The organism is Sulfitobacter sp. OXR-159, assembly GCF_034377145.1.
GTDB lineage: Bacteria > Pseudomonadota > Alphaproteobacteria > Rhodobacterales > Rhodobacteraceae > Sulfitobacter.
Map to the genome: position 1 here is coordinate 174,828 of NZ_CP139707.1, position 16,734 is coordinate 191,561.

General features: G+C 62.1%; 16 protein-coding genes. 7 read left to right on the forward strand and 9 right to left on the reverse strand.

Annotated elements, in window-relative coordinates; genetic code table 11:
• Positions 1-107 precede the first annotated feature (107 nt).
• The 7 genes from T8A63_RS00820 to T8A63_RS00850 all read left to right on the forward strand — a co-directional run bounded on the left by T8A63_RS00820 (position 108) and on the right by T8A63_RS00850 (position 9,030).
• Entirely contained in the window at positions 108-755 is a 648-nt protein-coding gene (locus T8A63_RS00820; RefSeq protein WP_067939709.1) for a paraquat-inducible protein A, read from the forward strand.
• Positions 713-1,372 carry a paraquat-inducible protein A gene (locus T8A63_RS00825; protein ID WP_201722075.1) on the forward strand — a complete coding sequence of 220 codons (660 nt, stop codon included), beginning with the start codon at positions 713-715 and terminating at the stop codon, positions 1,370-1,372. The genes T8A63_RS00820 and T8A63_RS00825 overlap by 43 nt, the downstream gene beginning before the upstream one ends.
• On the forward strand, positions 1,365-3,449 hold the full coding sequence (locus T8A63_RS00830; protein ID WP_322344720.1) for an intermembrane transport protein PqiB: 2,085 nt from the start codon (positions 1,365-1,367) through the stop codon (positions 3,447-3,449). The genes T8A63_RS00825 and T8A63_RS00830 overlap by 8 nt, the downstream gene beginning before the upstream one ends.
• 3 nt (positions 3,450-3,452) lie before the next feature.
• Positions 3,453-4,019 carry a PqiC family protein gene (locus T8A63_RS00835; RefSeq protein ID WP_300050930.1) on the forward strand — a complete coding sequence of 189 codons (567 nt, stop codon included), beginning with the start codon at positions 3,453-3,455 and terminating at the stop codon, positions 4,017-4,019.
• Between the two features lie 128 nt (positions 4,020-4,147).
• Positions 4,148-4,618, forward strand: a complete 471-nt coding sequence (locus T8A63_RS00840) for a GbsR/MarR family transcriptional regulator (protein WP_067939715.1) — start codon at positions 4,148-4,150, stop codon at positions 4,616-4,618.
• 42 nt (positions 4,619-4,660) lie between these two features.
• Positions 4,661-5,902, forward strand: a complete 1,242-nt coding sequence (locus T8A63_RS00845; RefSeq protein ID WP_322344721.1) for an efflux RND transporter periplasmic adaptor subunit — start codon at positions 4,661-4,663, stop codon at positions 5,900-5,902.
• Complete coding sequence (locus T8A63_RS00850; protein WP_322344722.1) at positions 5,899-9,030, forward strand: efflux RND transporter permease subunit; 3,132 nt, start codon at positions 5,899-5,901, stop codon at positions 9,028-9,030. The genes T8A63_RS00845 and T8A63_RS00850 overlap by 4 nt, the downstream gene beginning before the upstream one ends.
• A 22-nt stretch (positions 9,031-9,052) precedes the next feature.
• Here T8A63_RS00850 and T8A63_RS00855 read toward each other — a convergent pair whose 3' ends face one another.
• From T8A63_RS00855 to paaZ, 9 genes are all read right to left on the reverse strand, one after another.
• Positions 9,053-9,517 (reverse strand): PTS sugar transporter subunit IIA, encoded by a 465-nt coding sequence (locus T8A63_RS00855; RefSeq protein ID WP_067630567.1) that lies wholly within the window; start codon positions 9,515-9,517, stop codon positions 9,053-9,055.
• Between the two features lie 40 nt (positions 9,518-9,557).
• Complete coding sequence (gene hpf / locus T8A63_RS00860) at positions 9,558-10,124, reverse strand: ribosome hibernation-promoting factor, HPF/YfiA family (protein WP_067630564.1); 567 nt, start codon at positions 10,122-10,124, stop codon at positions 9,558-9,560.
• A 308-nt stretch (positions 10,125-10,432) separates the two neighbouring features.
• Entirely contained in the window at positions 10,433-11,191 is a 759-nt protein-coding gene (lptB, locus tag T8A63_RS00865; protein ID WP_120349865.1) for an LPS export ABC transporter ATP-binding protein, read from the reverse strand.
• Positions 11,188-11,661 carry a lipopolysaccharide transport periplasmic protein LptA gene (gene lptA, locus T8A63_RS00870; protein ID WP_386283852.1) on the reverse strand — a complete coding sequence of 158 codons (474 nt, stop codon included), beginning with the start codon at positions 11,659-11,661 and terminating at the stop codon, positions 11,188-11,190. Before lptA ends, lptB begins: the two co-directional genes overlap by 4 nt.
• Positions 11,662-11,687: 26 nt before the next feature.
• Complete coding sequence (gene lptC, locus T8A63_RS00875) at positions 11,688-12,296, reverse strand: LPS export ABC transporter periplasmic protein LptC (protein WP_322344723.1); 609 nt, start codon at positions 12,294-12,296, stop codon at positions 11,688-11,690.
• A 6-nt stretch (positions 12,297-12,302) separates the two neighbouring features.
• Positions 12,303-13,271, reverse strand: a complete 969-nt coding sequence (locus T8A63_RS00880; RefSeq protein ID WP_322344724.1) for a KpsF/GutQ family sugar-phosphate isomerase — start codon at positions 13,269-13,271, stop codon at positions 12,303-12,305.
• Positions 13,268-13,882, reverse strand: a complete 615-nt coding sequence (locus T8A63_RS00885) for a ribonuclease D (protein ID WP_067630549.1) — start codon at positions 13,880-13,882, stop codon at positions 13,268-13,270. The genes T8A63_RS00880 and T8A63_RS00885 overlap by 4 nt, the downstream gene beginning before the upstream one ends.
• Positions 13,883-13,937: 55 nt before the next feature.
• Positions 13,938-14,717 (reverse strand): PaaX family transcriptional regulator C-terminal domain-containing protein, encoded by a 780-nt coding sequence (locus tag T8A63_RS00890; protein WP_322344725.1) that lies wholly within the window; start codon positions 14,715-14,717, stop codon positions 13,938-13,940.
• Entirely contained in the window at positions 14,707-16,731 is a 2,025-nt protein-coding gene (gene paaZ / locus T8A63_RS00895; protein WP_322344726.1) for a phenylacetic acid degradation bifunctional protein PaaZ, read from the reverse strand. The genes T8A63_RS00890 and paaZ overlap by 11 nt, the downstream gene beginning before the upstream one ends.
• Positions 16,732-16,734: the final 3 nt, after the last annotated feature.

The window sequence follows — 16,734 nt, forward strand, 5'->3', positions numbered from 1 at the left end:
GTTCCGCTCACATTCGCGCGAGGGCAGTGATCCGCCGGTGCAGATGCGCCACAGGGCCGCGAATATTTGTTGATACAGCCAAGAGCGGCATCATATATGCGTTCAGAATGGATCACCCCGACACCCCCCTCGCCGAACTGCCCATGGACGAATTGATCGTCTGTCCGCAATGCGATGCCGTCTACCGGCTGCGCCGCCCCGCCCATGGGGAACGCGCGGCTTGTGAGCGGTGCCACACGGCCCTGATCACGCCGCGCAGGAATGCAGGTTTGCAAATCATCGCCGTGGCGGTTGCGGTCATGGTGTTGATCATCGGGGCGGCGGTCTTTCCCTTCCTTACGATTGACGCGGCGGGGGCCCGCAACGCAGTGTCGGTGCTGGATGCGGCGCTTGCCTTTTCCGGGGGGCCGATGATCTTTCTGTCACTGGCCACGGCGGCGCTGATCTTTTTCATCCCGCTTTTGCGGGTATTGCTGACGCTCTATGTGTTGATCCCCGTGGTGCTGGATCGCCCGGCCGCGCGGCATGCCGTCGCCGCCTTTCGCCTGTCAGAGGAACTGCGCCCTTGGTCGATGGCCGAGGTCTTTGCCATCGGCTGTGCGGTGGCGCTGGTTAAAGTGGCCGATCTGGCCGATGTCGGCTTTGGCCCGGCGTTTTACATGTTCGGCGCGCTGGTGATCCTCGTCATCGCGCAGGACAGATTCTTATGCAAATGGTCTGTATGGAACTCTCTGGAACATCCCAAGACATCCTGAGCGCGCGGGAATTGGGCGTCGTGGCCTGCACCCGTTGTAGCAAGCCTGCGCCGATGGGCACGCAGACCTGCAGCCGCTGCGGCAGCAAGCTGGTCTCACGCGATCGGTTGAGCCTTCAGCGTGTCTGGGCGTTCTGGACCGTTGGGCTGATGTGCTACATCCCCGCCAACACCTACCCGATGCTCAAGACCCGGACGCTGTTTCAGGTCGAGGAAAGCACCATCATCGGCGGCGCGGTGGAACTGGCGCAATACGGCAATTGGGGGATCGCCTTTATCATCCTCTTTGCCTCTGTTGCCATTCCGCTGGCCAAGTTCATGGCCGTGGCCTTTCTTGCGATCAGCGTCAAACGGCGCTCTGTCACCTCGCAGCGGCAGCGGCACTACCTTTACGAAGTGGTTGAGTACATTGGCCGCTGGTCAATGATTGATATCTTTGTGGTTGCGATTTTATCCGCTCTGGTGCAACTCAAGACACTGGCCGCCATCAATCCCGGTACCGCGAGCATCTTTTTCGCCCTCTCCGTGATCTTTACCATGCTGGCGGCGCAAGCGTTTGATACCCGCATGATCTGGGACGCTCAGACCAAGGACGAGGGCCTGAAAACCGATGACTAAGACGCCTCCCGACGTACCGATTTCTCCGACACGCAAGATGTTCCTCAGTGGGGCGTCGGTGATCTGGATCATCCCGATCCTTGCCCTGATCGTGGCGCTCTTCGTGGCGTATCGCTCTTATAGTGAACGCGGCCCGGTGATCATTGTGGAGTTCGAAGAAGGCGCGGGCATCTCTGCCGGAGAGACCGAACTGCGCTTTCGCGATGTGACGGTCGGTGTGGTCGAAAAGGTCGGCTTCACCTCGGATCTGGACCGGGTGACGGCGCATATCCGGCTGGACAAAGATGTAGCCCCCTATATCGACAACGGCGCGGTCTTTTGGGTCGTGCAGCCCGAAGTCACCGCGCAGGGCATTACCGGCCTCAGCACGGTGCTGAGCGGTGTCTATATCGAAGGGTCATGGGACCAGCAGGTCGGCCCGGCGGCGCAGCGTTTTCAGGGGTCCTCGACCGAGCCTTTGATCCGTGGCGGTCAGGGCGGGCTTGAGATTGCCTTTCGGTCCACCGCCAATGGCCAGCTGACCGACAATGCGCCGATCCTTTACAAGGGCATCGAAGTGGGCCGCGTAGGCTATGCCAAGATCGCCCCGCGGGGCAACTTTGCCATTGTTGAGGCGCTGATCTTTGAAGAGCACCGCCAGCTGATCAATGAATCCACCCGTTTCTGGGACGCCTCCGGCTTTAGCGTCAACATCGGCCCGGCGGGGGCCGAGATTGACTTTTCCTCGCTCGCGACCCTCGTGGGCGGCGGGATCACCTTTGACACCTTCGTCTCGGGCGGGGCGCAGGTGTCTGACGGGACGGTGTTTGAGATCTACCCCGACAAGGAAACCGCGCGGAACTCTGTCTTTAACGCTTCCGAAGTTGATCCGCTCAAGTTGAGCGTTGTGTTCGACGACAATATCTCAGGGCTGATCGTCGGCGCCCCAGTTGAAATGAGCGGGCTTGAGATTGGTGAGGTCGAGACCCTCTCGGGCCTCGTGGATTTCGAACGCTTCGGCGATAGCCGGGTTCGGCTCAACGCGATCTTGTCGATCCAACCGGCGCATCTGGGATTGCAAGACGACGTAACCGCCGAAGCCGCGCTGGCCTTCTTGCAAGAACGTGTGGAAAACGGCCTGCGTGCGCGGCTGGCCTCGGCCAGTCTGCTGACCGGCGGCTTGAAGGTTGAGTTCGTGACGGTGGAAGACGTGCCTGAGGCAGCGTTGGAAGCGGCAGATAACGGTCTTGCGCTGATGCCGACCACTGAAAGCGATGTTTCCGATGCGGCGGCCACGGTCGAAGGGGTCTTTACCCGCATCAACAGCCTGCCGATCGAAGAGTTGCTCAACAGTGCGATTACCTTCCTCAACTCGGCAGAGGCTTTCGTCTCAGACGAAGACCTGCGCGAAACGCCGCAGGATGTGCGGATCCTTTTGGGTGAACTGACGGGGTTGGTCTCTTCCGAGGAGGTCAAGAACGTGCCGGTCGCCTTGAACGGAACGCTGGTGCGGATCGAAGAACTGGTGGCGCAGCTTGAGGAAGAGCGGATCGCCGAGCGCCTGTCCACCGCGCTTGAAGGGGCGTCGGAGGCGGCGAACGCGGTATCGTCTTCGGTTGAGGGCGTGCCAGAGTTGGTAGAGCGCATTCAGGCCGTGGCGGCCAAGGCCGAAACACTGGAAGTCGAAGAGTTGGTCGTCGCGCTGACGGACCTCACCGAATCCGCCGATGCGGTGATCGGCACCGAAGATGCGGTGGCCCTGCCGGGCGCGCTCAAGCGGGCATTGGATGAGGTGAACGCCACGTTGGTAGAATTGCGCGAAGGCGGCGCGGTTGAGAATGTGAACCGCACCTTGGCCTCGGCCCGCAATGCGGCGGATAGCATCGCCGTCTCGGCCCGCGATCTGCCGCAGGTGGTCGAACGTTTGACCGCGCTTTTCGCGCAGGCCAGCCGCACCATAGAAGGCTATAACCAAGGCGAACAGCTAAGCCGCAGCGCCGAGCGCACCCTGCGCGACATCCAGAAAGCCGCCGATGCGCTTGCATCTTTGGCGCGGACCATCGAACGTAACCCCAATTCTCTATTGCTGGGACGGTAAAGCATGAATGTTGCAAGACCTCTGATCACCCTCGGCCTGCTGGCAGCCTTGGCGGCCTGTGGCGGCGCTGCTGAGCGTTTCACCGTGCGCGCCCCGGCGGTCACAGAAAAGACTTCGATCGCTTTTAGCTCGGTTGAGGTGCGCGATGTGTCCCTGCCGACCTATGCCGCCGCCGAAGAGATTTCCCTGCAGATGGCCGACGGCAGTCTGGTCAGTTCGACCGATGTGCTGTGGGCCGATGCCCCTGAACGGGCCGTGGCGCTGGAGCTGAGCCAAAACCTCGCGCGGATGACCGGGCGGCGCATCGCGTCTGAGCCTTGGCCTTTTGAGGCTTTCCCCGACGCCCGTCTCGAAGTGCGCTTTGCCGAAATGGTGGCCACCGAAGCCGGAGAATTCCGCGCCTCTGGTCAGTATTTCGTGGCCGTCCTCGATGACCGTCGGGAGCGTTCGGGCCTGTTTGACCTCAGCGTGCCGTTCAACCCCGAAGGCGGGGCCAATGCCATCGCCACAGCGCGCGGCCAGCTTGTGCTCGATCTGGCCCGCTACATCGCGCAAAACGGGTTGAAGTAGGGCAGTTCGCCCGAAAATGACCTTGCGGCGTGTCGTGTTCAGTCTGTTCGGAATTTTCTGAATAGACTTGATTTGTGCCGGGCCTTGTTTATCTACCGTCAACGCAGCGTGTCGTTGACGGGGAACAAATGGATACCACAGACCAAATCGACCAAGTCCGCGATGATTTCATCACGCGCATGGGCGTGATCGCCATGGGCGAGGGCTTGCCGCGCATGTCGGGACAGGTCTTTGCCATGCTCGTTTTCGAGGGCGAGCCGATAGCCTTTGGCGCGCTGTCGCGCCGTTTGTCCGTTAGCCGCGCCACGATCAGCACATCAATCCGTGTGCTGGAAGAGCGGGGCCTGATCCGGCGTGTGAACAAGACCGGCGACCGGCAGGACTACTTTCAACTTGCCGATGACGCCTATGCCGCGATGACAAAATTCGCGCTGGCAGGCACGCGCCACGCCAAGGCCGAGATTAGCGACACGATCAGCAAACTGCCCGAAGAGGCCGACGGCGTACGCGCGAGGCTCGATTCCTTTGCCGAGTTTTACGACGCGATCAGCACCGCGCTTGATGATGTCGCAACCCGGGTGAGCAAACCCAAGAATTGACGCGCGACCTGCAAACAGGAACGCGGTGATGGAGTTCGATCAATGAGTGACACATCTCAAGAGCGCCAGACGCTTTCATTCGACAGCGACGCTGGCTCGAAACGGTCGAAATTCATCGCCGGTGGAATCGCGCTGTTGATCGGACTTTGGATGGGCAGCGGCTATATCATCCCCTCCGAAGAAACCGAGGAAGCCGCACCTGCCCCCCTCTCGCCCGAGGCGGTGACAGTGGCCGTGCGCGGCTCTCAAGCCAAAAGTGTGACGCAGGTCTTTGTGGCCGAAGGTCAGGCCCTGCCGGACCGCGACACGATGGTCCGCGCCGAAGCAGGCGGAGAAATCGCCGAGGTGCTGGTTGCCAAGGGCGATGTGGTCGACGCGGGTACGTTGATCGCGCGTCTCAGCACCACGGCGCGCGATTCCGATCTGGCCCGCGCCCGCGAGGAATTAAGCCGCGCACAGCGGGAATACGACAATGCCGAAGCCCTACTGGACCGGGGCGTCTCGACCGTGGACCGGGTCAGCCAAGCGCGGGCGACCTTGGCCGCCGCGCAGGCGTCGGTCACTTCAGCCGAAGAGGCGCTGAACAACACCGAAATCCGCGCCCCCTTTCCCGGTCGGTTAGAGATGCTGGATATCTCTGCCGGAGAGTTCGTCTCCACCGGTGAGGAAATCGCACGTCTGGTCGACAACACCCCGCTGACGATCCAAGTGCAGGTGCCTCAGCAGTCGCTGAAAGACATCAAGGAAGGGCAGAACGCCGAGGTCGTGTTCATCACCGGGACAGAGGCGCAGGGGAAGGTGCAATTCGTCTCAAGCAGCGCCAGCGCCGAAACCCGGACCTTTACCGCCGAGGTTAGGGTCGAAAACGCCGATGGTGCGATCCCTGCCGGTATCTCGGCCCGCGTGCGTATTCCTACGGGCGAGACCCGTGCGCATTTCGTTTCTCCGGCGATCCTGTCCTTGGACACCAATGGCACATTGGGTGTCAAAACCGTGAATGACGAGGACAAGGTCGTTTTCAACAAGATCGCGATCGTGCGTGCCCAGACCGATGGTATCTGGATTGCGGGCCTGCCGGATGAGGCCGAAATCATCACCATCGGGCAGGGCTTCGTGAACGACGGAGAGACCGTTAACCCCCAACCCGAAAGCGGCACGGATGCCAGCCCCGAGGGGCAGCCGATGGCGGGCGTGCCTGAGATTGACGAATTGGAGGAACAGCCAGCCGGTGATGGGCAGATCACCGGCAGCGCCGAAGCCGCCCAGCCGGAGCAGGCGGAATGAACGCGCTGATCGACGCCGCTTTCAGCCGCGCCCGCGTGGTGATCCTGAGCTTGGTGATGATCTTGGCCGTCGGTGCCTATGCCTATATCGGCATCCCCAAGGAAAGCTCGCCCGAGATTCCGATCCCGACACTCTATGTTTCGACCTCGCTCGAAGGTATCTCTCCGGAAGATAGCGAACGGCTATTGGTCGAACCGCTTGAGACCGAACTCAGTGCCATTACCGGGCTGAAACAGATCACCTCCAACGGCGCCGAAGGTCATGCCTCGGTGCAGTTGGAGTTCGAGCCGGGTTTTGATTCCGACGAGGCGCTCGACAAGGTGCGCGAAGGCGTGGACCGGGCCAAGTCGGACCTGCCCGAAGACGCCACCGATCCGGTCGTGACCGAGATCAACACCGCGCTTTTCCCGATCCTGACCGCGATCCTGTCCGGCCCGGTGCCGGAACGGACGCTCAACACCATTTCGGAGGAGTTGAAGGACGCGATTGAGGGGCTGTCAGGCGTGCTTGAGGTCGATGTCGGCGGTGAGCGTACGGAACTGCTGGAGGTGCTGATCGACCCCACAGTGTTCGAGACCTACAACATCTCTTTTGAAGAGCTGATCAGCCAGATCAACCGCAACAACCGCCTGATTGCGGCGGGGGCGATTGAAAGCGGCGCGGGGCGGCTGGTGCTCAAAGTGCCGGGGCTGATCGAGAATGTCGAAGATGTCATGTCGCTGCCGATCAAGGTGCGTGGCGATACGGTGGTGACCTTCGCCGATGTCGCCGCGATCCGCCGGACCTTCAAAGACCCCACTGGTTTTGCCCGTATCGACGGCCAGCCCGCGCTGGCGCTTGAGATCAAGAAACGCTCCGGCGCGAATATCATCGAAACAGTCGCCGCCGTGCGTGAGTTGATCGACGAGATGCGCGCGGAATGGCCCGACAGCATCACAGTCAAATACACCCAAGACGAATCCGAGCAGGTCCAAGACATGCTCAGCGATCTTGAGGCCAATGTCATCGCGGCGGTGATCCTTGTGATGATCGTGATCGTCTGGGCCTTGGGCGTCCGCTCGGCGCTACTGGTGGGGCTGGCGATTCCGGGGGCGTTTTTGGCCGGGGTCACGGCGCTTTGGGTCATGGGCTATACGATGAACCTTGTGGTGCTCTTCTCGCTGATCCTTGTGGTGGGGATGCTGGTCGACGGGGCCATCGTGACCACCGAACTGGCCGACCGCCGCCTGCAAGAGGGGCATGCGCCCCGCGCCGCCTATGCCCATGCGGCCAAGCGCATGGCATGGCCCATCATCGCCTCTACCGCCACGACGCTCAGCGTGTTCTTTCCGTTGCTGTTTTGGACCGGCACGGTGGGGGAGTTCATGAAGTTCCTGCCCATCACCGTGATCCTGACCCTGACCGCATCGCTTTTCATGGCGCTGGTTTTCATTCCCGTGGTTGGCGGGATCATCGGCAAACGGCCCCCGCAATCGGCCAAGGATAAGGCCACACTATTTGCCGCCGAACAGGGGGATCCGCGTGACCTGAAGGGCTTCACCGGCGGCTATGTCAAACTGCTGCAATTCGCCATCCTGCGTCCTTGGATTACGCTGATCCTTGCCATTGCCATGCTGATGGGCGGCTTCACCGCCTATGCGCAATTTGGCAACGGCATCACCTTTTTCCCTGAAGTAGAGCCTGATTTTGCGCAGGTACAGGTGCGCGCGCGGGACAATTTCTCGATCTACGAACAAGACGCGCTGGTGCGGCAGGTCGAGCAACGTCTCTTTGCCTACGACGAGATTGCCAGCGTCTATGCCCGCACCGGCAGCAGCAACCGCGACAGCGCCGACCTGATCGGCACCATTCAGGTTGAGTTCACCGAATGGGACGAACGGCGGACCGCTGCCATGATCGGCGAAGAAATCCGGACCGAGATGGCGGCCATTCCGGGGATCGACGTGCAGGTGCAGACCGCCTCGAACGGCCCCTCGGCGGGCAAGCCCGTCAATCTGCGGGTCCAAGCCCATGATCCTGAGGTGCAGCAACAGTTGGTCGACCAAATCCGCGAAAAGATGGCCGATATCGGCGGCTTTACCGATGTGACCGACTCGCGCCCCCTGCCGGGGGTGGAGTGGCGCATTGCGGTGAATCGCTCAGAGGCGGCGCGGTTTGGGGCCGATATCTCGACACTGGGGCAGGCTGTGCAACTGCTGACGCGCGGCATTACCGTGGCGGATTACCGGCCCGACGATGCCGAAGGCTCCATCGACATCAACGTGCGCTTTCCCTCGGATGAGCGCACGCTGGAAGAATTGCAATCGCTGCGCGTGCCGACCTCGGCGGGGCTGGTGCCGATCTCGAACTTCGTGACTTTTGAGCCAAGCCCCCGCACCGGTACGATCACGCGGGTGGATCAGGAACGGGTGGTGACGATTGAGGCCAATGTCGCACCGGGCGTTCTGGTGAACGACCAAACCGTCGCCCTGCGCAGCGCGATTGACGCGATGGACCTGCCGCCGGGTGTCGAAGCCTCCTTCGCCGGGGAGGCGGAGGACCAGCAGGAATCGATGATCTTCCTCGCGGGGGCGTTTATTACCGCGATTTTCCTGATGTTCGTGATCCTCGTGATCCAGTTCAACAGCTTCTACCAAGCCTTCGTCGTTATGTCGGCCATCGTGTTTTCGATTGCAGGAGTGCTATTCGGCCTGCTGATCACCGGGCGGCCCTTCGGGGTGGTCATGGGGGGGATCGGTGTGATCGCCTTGGCGGGGATCGTGGTGAACAACAATATCGTTCTGATCGACACCTATAATGACCTCAAGAAAGCCGGGCTGTCGCCGCTGGAGGCCGCGCTGCGCACTGGGGCGCAGCGTTTGCGTCCGGTGGTGCTGACTTCCGTCACCACGGCGCTTGGCCTGATGCCCATGGTGATCGGCCTCAACATCAACTTTTTCACCCGTGAGATCGTCTATGGCGCGCCCTCTACCCAATGGTGGACCGAGCTGAGTTCGGCCATCGCGGGCGGTCTGGTGGTGGCCACTGTGCTGACGCTGGTGGTAACACCGGCGATGCTGATGTTGGGAGAAAAGAAAGCGAAACGCGCCGAGCCAACCCCGCGAGAGCCGGAACCGGTCGCGATCTAAGCCAAGGTCAGGCGGCCCAAGATCAGGCGGCCTTGTCGGCCTTATCCTCGGTCAGGATGGTGTAAAGCGTGGCCGGGTCGGGGTTCGACCGCAGCTTGGTGCAGATGCTGGTGTCGCGCAGCGTGCGGGCCACCAGTGCCAGCGCCTTGAGGTGCTCCACCCCCGCATCTTCGGGGGCGAAGAGGGCAAAGGCCACATCGACTGGCTGACGATCGACCGAAGAGAAATCAATCGGTTTGTCCAACAGCACGAAAGCACCGACAACCTTGTCGATCCCGTCCATCCGCGCATGGGGCAGGGCGACGCCGTGGCCGACACCGGTCGGCCCGAGGGTTTCGCGCGTCATCAGCGCATCCACCACTTGGCCGGCCGGCAGCCCATAGGCTTGCTGGGCGAGTTCGCCGATATCCTGCATCAGACGCTTCTTGCTCGAAGCCGAAGTCAAAACCTTCACGGCCTCTGGCTTGAGGAGTTTGCCGAAATCCATTCCGCTCGCCCTGCTCTTTGGCGGATATTACCGCCGTGGGTTACGAAGGGTCGATCCAGCCGATGTTGCCGTCTTCTCGACGGTACACGACGTTCATCCCTTCCTGGCCTTCCTTGCGAAACAGCAGCACCGGGTCGCCCGACAATTCCATCTGCATCACCGCTTCACCGACAGACAAAGTTGGCACCTTCGTCTGCATCTCTGCAATGATCATGGGTTGGAGGGTATCAGGTTCCTGCGCATCTGAATCGCTGTCTGACGCGAGGATATAGGAGGACGCACCCAAAAGTTCAACCGGTTCGGCGCGTTCTTTGTGATGGTCCTTCAGGCGGCGCTTGTAGCGGCGCAGCTGTTTTTCCATCTTTTCGCAGCAGCTATCGAAGGCGGCATAGATCTCTGTCGCCTTGGCCTTGGCCGAGGCATTGAGACCGGTGGAAAGATGCACGGTGGCCTCGCAGGCAAATTCGTGACCTGTTTTGGAAAACACCACCAGAGCATCTGTCGGGCGTTCAGCATATTTGCTGACCGCCTCGTCCAGTTCGGTCCGGACATGTGTCCGGAGCGCATCGCCAATGTCGATCTGTTTGCCACTGATCTGATACCGCATATCGTCTCCTTGTCTTTCTTGTTCCGAACATTGCCAAACGGTCCACATGCGTGGAGCGCGACAACTTTCAGATATGGAGGAATGGTGCTGCGACCAGGATGATTTTAACCGTTCCTTCGCGGGAAGGGCGATGCAGGATCAAACAGGAACGCGATGTCACCATAGGTCAATGAGGCCGCGTTTCCGTTTGAAAGTCAATGGCGCCGATGCACCCGCCATTCTTTTATCGCTACAATCAGAGCGGTTTTCCGCAAAGTGCAGGCAGGGCCCTGCTAAGGGCTGGAAGGCCGAGCGAAACGCGCTAAGTCTTAGGAAATACGGAAGTTATCGCCAAGGTAGACGCGGCGTACATTCTCGTTTTGCACAACTTCTTCGGGCGTTCCGGACATCAGAACTTTGCCCTCATGCAGGATATAGGCGCGGTCCACGATCTCTAGGGTTTCGCGGACGTTGTGGTCGGTGATCAGCACGCCGATGCCACGTTTTTTAAGGTCGGCAACCAATTGCCGGATGTCTCCGACAGAGATCGGATCGACCCCGGCAAAGGGTTCGTCAAGCAGCAGATAGTTGGGATTGGCGGCCAGACAGCGGGCGATTTCGACCCGGCGACGCTCCCCACCCGACAGGGCCAGCGCAGGCGCGCGGCGCAGGTGTTCGATGGAAAACTCGGTCAGCAGCTCTTCGAGCCGTTCGCGGCGCTGGTGACGATGTTTGACCCGGATATCGAGAATCGCGCTGATGTTGTCTTGCACCGACAGCCCGCGAAAGATGCTCATTTCCTGCGGCAGATAGCCGATTCCCAACTGCGCGCGGCGGTACATCGGCAGGGTGGTGACATCCTTGCCATCCACGGTGACGCGCCCGCCTTCGGGCGTGACCAGCCCGGCCACCGCGTAAAATGTCGTGGTCTTGCCCGACCCGTTCGGCCCCAACAGCGCCACGACTTCACCCCGGTCAAGCTCCATCGAAAAGTCGCGGATCACCGCTTTCTTGCGATAAGACTTGCGCAAATGCTGAATGCGCAGGCCGGATTCGCCCCCGGCGACTTTCAGCTCGGGCGGCATCAGTTGCCGCTGCCGGGCTGCAAAATGGTCTTCACGCCGCCCGACATCTGCGCCGTGCCGTCGTTCAGGTTTACCGTCATTTCCTGCGCGCTCAGCGCACTTGGGCCTTGGGTCATCAACACATCGCCGCTCATTACCAAGGTGCCTGCGTCGATATCATAGTCAGCCCGCTGCGATTCAGCGGCGTCTTCGCCCGCGACCAAAACCACGCCGCCGGTTGCTTCCAGCTTGGCGATGCCTTGATCCGACGCGCGATATATCACCTCGACCTTACCGGCGGACAGGGTCATTTCGCCCTGAGAAATCAACACATTGCCAGTAAAGACCGCGGTGCCCGTGGCGTTGTCGACCGATAGGTTGTCGGCGGTCACTTCGACGGGCAGGCTGGTATCTTGCTCTAGCGCGCCAAAGGCCACATCGGCAGATTGGGCAGAGACAGGGGCGGCATGCAGCGCGAGAAACAGCGGCAGCATCAAAATAATCAAATGTCTCAAGGCAGTTACTCTTTCGTTGCTTGCGGCGTATATATCAGTTTCACACCCTTTGTGAAAAGCAATTGCGATCCGGCGCTGTTCTGGCGGTTGGTGATGGCCATGCGCCCGGCGGTGATCTCGCCCGCGGGGCTGGTGGCTTTGACCGGGCCGGGTGATAGCAGATCTAGTGTGGTGAGGTTCGAAGTCATCCGGTCCGACAGAATCTGGTAGCCGGTTGAGGTGCTAACCCGCACATCGCCCGCCAGTTCCGCTTGTTCCGCGCCGGTGTCAAACCGCCCTCTGTTGGATTGCAGAGTGATCTTGGCGCCGCCCTGCAGGTCCAGCGTCGCCTCGATCTCTTCGGCCTCGTTGGTGCCGGTTTCCCCGCCGGGGGTGGTCAGCTTTTCCGCCGAGAATGAGATCAGATCGCCCTCCGCCGTGGTGCCGGAATAGAAGGGGCCGGTGATCTGCTGGTCGCGCAGCCGCTCTTGCACTTCTTTATCTGCAAAGGGGATCACCGCCTGCGGTTCAATCGCGCGCGACAGCAAGAACAGGGTCGACAGCAGCGCCAGCGCGATCAGCGGAAAGAGCACTTTCAGCCAAGAGACGACGCGAGAGTGGCGGTCACCCTTCATCGCAGGCTACCCCAGCCCAACGCGCAGGCAGTCGTGGATATGCAGCAGGCCCACGGGCGATTTGCCGTCATTCTCCGCAGGGTCGGTCACGATCAAGCATGTGATCTTGCGGTTGTTCATCACGCCCACGGCTTTCTCGGCCAGTTCGTCGGGGCCGATGGTAACAGGGGCCGGGGTCATGACCTCATGCGCGGTCATGGTCATCAACCCGTCAAGGTGCCGCGCGAGGTCGCCCATGGTGATGATCCCAGCCAGTGCGCCAGCGCCATCGGTCACGCAGACCACGCCAAAGCCCTTGCGGCTCATCTCGCTCAGCGCGTCGGGCATCGGCGCGTCGGCTGCGACCAGCGGCAGCGCATCGCCCACATGCATCAGATCGGCTACGCGGCTCAGCCTTGCGCCCAGTTTGCCGCCGGGGTGGAAGTCGCGGAAATGCTCGGCGGTGAAGGCGCGGTTCTCCATCAGGGCCACGGCCACAGCATCGCCCATCGCCAGCGTCAAGGTGGTCGAGGTGGTCGGCACCACGCCGGTGCCGCAGGCCTCTGCCGCGCGGGGCAGTTCCAGCACCACGTCACTGTGGCGGCCAAGGCTGCTGTCGGGGCGGCTGGTGATGCCGATGAGCGGGATCGCATAGCGGCGCGAATAGGCGATGAGGTTCGCCAGTTCCGGTGCCTCGCCCGAGTTTGAAATTGCCAGCACCACATCAGCCGCCGTGATCATCCCCAGATCGCCGTGGCTCGCCTCTGCCGGGTGCACAAATTGCGCAGGCGTGCCGGTAGAGGCCAGCGTCGCCGCGATCTTGTTGCCGATATGGCCCGATTTGCCGATGCCAGTGACGATCACGCGGCCCTTGCAGGCACGCATCAGGTCCACGGCGGCACGGAAACGGTCATCAAGGCTGTCGGCCAGCAGCGTCAGCGCCTCGGATTCGCAGCGGATGACGCGGCGGGCAGTGTCGAGGAAAGGTGTGTTCATGCGTGTGCGAAGATGTCCGTGTCCGGCCATCCCTCCAGATCCAGCCGGGCGCGCATCGGCAGGAAATCGAAACAGGCCTGCGCCATGTCCATCCGACCTTCGCGTATCAGGCGTTTGTTAAGTTCATCGCGCAGACGGTGCAGATAGAGCACATCCGACGCGGCATAGTCGATCTGCGCTTGGGTCAGCTTTTCGGCCCCCCAATCGCTGGATTGTTGCTGTTTCGAGATGTCGACGCTCAGCAGTTCTTGGCACAGCTTCGCCAGCCCGTGCCGGTCGGTATAGGTGCGCACCAGACGGCTGGCGATCTTGGTGCAATAGACCGGCGCTGCGGTGGCGCCAAAGGTGTTGCGCATCGCGGCGATGTCAAAACGGCCGTAGTGGAACAGTTTCAGCACATGCGGATCTTCCAACAGCGCGCAGAGGTTCGGCGCCTCGGTCTGGCCCTTGGCGACCTGCACCAGATGCGCGTGACCATCGCCGCCCGAAAGCTGCACAACACAGAGCCGGTCGCGATGCGGATGCAGCCCCATCGTTTCGCAATCGATGGCGACCATCGGCCCAAGGTCGAGGTCATCCGGCAGGTCGTTCTGATAGAGGAAATTTGTCATGAGCACGTCTATATCGTGCTTGTCCGGCATGGGAAAGCGGAGGCTTTGCCCCGGGTCAGGCGGTGGCCAGATCCTGCAATGCGGGGCGGGGATAGAGGCGCAGCAAGCGGTCGACCAGTAGATGGCACCGGTAGCCGGGCCACTCGGGGCGGATCAATCCACCGGGCAGGGCCGGGTGTTTCAGCACCAGCCGCCGCCAGTTGTGCACGATCAGACAGCGCAGAACCGCGACATCCAAGGCGCTCAACCTGTCTGCATCCGGCAGTTCGGCGTCCAAGGTAGAAAGCGCAGCCAGCAGCGCGGCATAGTCGGCCTCAAGCTCGGCAGGCTCCACCGCGCGGCGCAGCCAGTCGGGCGGCGGCGTGCCGGGCAGGGCAAGACAGCCTTTGGGCACCGCGCTATCGGCCCGCCCGACATAGGCGCGGGGCAGGGCGGCGATAAAACCCGCGCCCCGCAGGGCGCTGTCGGTCTCGCGCCCGTTCTCTTCGGTCACCACCATCTGCCATGGCTCTGACAGGTCGGGCGGCGTGGCGTAGATGCGGGGGCTGGCGGCGGCACTTTCCGCGCGGCCTTGGGCGGTCAGGCTGTGCTGGCTGATCCGCCCGACCTTGTGTGACTGCAACCATCCGTCATTGCGTAGCCGGTGCAGCGCCACGCGGCTCGCCTCTGGCCGCACGTCAAGCGCGCCCATGATGGCCGAGAGCACCGGCCCGTCGATCGCATCACCCTCTCCCTGCGCCAGATCGCCGAAAAGGCTGACCATCAGCGACCAGACGCGCTGGCCCCCCAAGCCCGCAAAGGCCGCGACAGCGGGAAGGGAGGGATCAGAGGGCATTCATCGTCAGCAGTTCATATTCCGCGACCGCCTCCTCGCGTTGGTTGGTCAGGGTCACATGCCAGCGCACCTCGCCATATTCCTCGTTGCGCGGCGTCTTGTGCTTGACTGAGAGCCGCACCTTGATGCTGTCGCCCGCCGAGACAGGCTCAAGAAAGCGAAGATTGTCGAGGCCGGTATTGGCCAGCACCGGGCCGGGGTCGGGTTGCACGAAAAGGCCCGCGGCGAAGCTGAGCAAGAGGTAGCCATGGGCCACGCGCCCCGGAAAGAAGGGGTTCGCGGCGGCGGCCTCGTCGTCCATATGGGCGTAGAAAGTATCGCCGGTGAAATGGGCGAAGGTCTCGATATCCTCCAGCGTGACTTCTCGGGTGGGCGAGTTGAAGGTCTCGCCCAGATCCAGCTCGGTGAAGCGGCGGGTGAAGGGGTGGTCGCGGTCGGTGATTTCCTCGGCCCCCGGCACCCATTGTTTGCCGATGGCCGTCAGGATGTCGGGGCTGCCCTGAATGGCGGTGCGCTGCATGTAATGCATCACGCCGCGAATGCCGCCCAGTTCTTCGCCGCCCCCTGCGCGGCCCGGCCCGCCATGCACCATATGCGGCAGCGGAGAGCCGTGGCCCGTGGCCTCGCCCATCGACGTTCGGTTGTTGAAATAGAGCCGTCCGTGGAAGGCTGCCGAACCCATCGTTAGCTCGCGCGCCACCTCACCGTCATTGGTGATGATCGAGGCGACAAGAGAGCCTTGGCCGCGGTTCAGCAACTGCGAGGCATGGGCCAGATCGCGGTAGGGCATGAGGGTGGAAACAGGGCCGAAAGCCTCGGTGTCATGCACGCGCTCGGCGCTGTCGGGATCAGCGCAGTGGAACAGCATTGGCGGCAGGAATGCGCCTTTGTCTTTGTCGGCGCCGTTGACGGTAAAGTTGTCGGGATCGCCAAAGACCCGCTCGGCCTCGGCACTCAGCAGCCCCACCTTTTCCAGCACATCGCGCTTTTGGCTACCCGAGACCAGCGCGCCCATGCGCGTATCTTCGGCACGCGGGTCGCCGATGGTGGTCTTGGCTAGGCGTTCTGACAGAGCAGAGATCACCGCGTCGACCTGCGCCTGCGGCACCATGATGCGGCGAATGGCGGTGCATTTCTGCCCCGCCTTGGCGGTCATCTCGCGCTGCACTTCCTTGACGAAGAGGTCGAACTCCGGCGTGCCGGGGCTTGCGTCGGGGCCGAGGACCGAGGCGTTGAGACTGTCCTGCTCAGACGTGAAACGCACCGAGTTCTGCAGCAACAAGGGATTGCTGCGCAGCTTCAGCGCGGTATCGGCCGACCCGGTAAAGGCCACGGCATCCTGACAGTCGAGGTGGTCGAGCATATCGCCCAAGCCGCCGCTGACCAGTTGCAGCGCGCCCTTCGGCAGCAACCCACTGTCGAGCATCAGCCGTACGCAATGTTCGGTAACGTAACAGGTCGCCGTCGCCGGTTTCACGATCGCCGGGACACCTGCCAGCAGCGTAGGCGCCAGCTTCTCCAACATGCCCCAAACCGGGAAGTTGAAGGCGTTGATATGCACCGCCACGCCCTGCAGCGGGGTGCAGATATGCCGCCCCATGAACTGCCCGTCGCGGCCCAGTTGCTCGGGCGCACCGTCGAGATAAACATGCGCATCCGGCATCTCGCGCCGACCTTTAGAGGCGAAAACCAGCATGGTGCCGATGCCGCCGTCGATGTCGATCTTGTGGTCCGACAGCGTCGCGCCGGTGTCGTAGCTCAGGTCATAGAGCGCCTGTTTGTGCTCCATAAGGTGCAGCGCCAGCGCCTTCAACATGCGCGCGCGGTCATGGAAGGTCATGGCGCGCAGGGCGGGGCCGCCGTGGTCGCGGGCAAAGCCCAGCATGGCCTGCGCGTCGAGCGCATCGTTGCCGGCCTGCGCAATCACTTCGCCAGTGATGGCGCTGGCGATGTTGCGGGCGCCCGCGCCCGGGGCCAGCCATTCGCCTGCCGCGTAACTGTGAATATCGCGCATGTC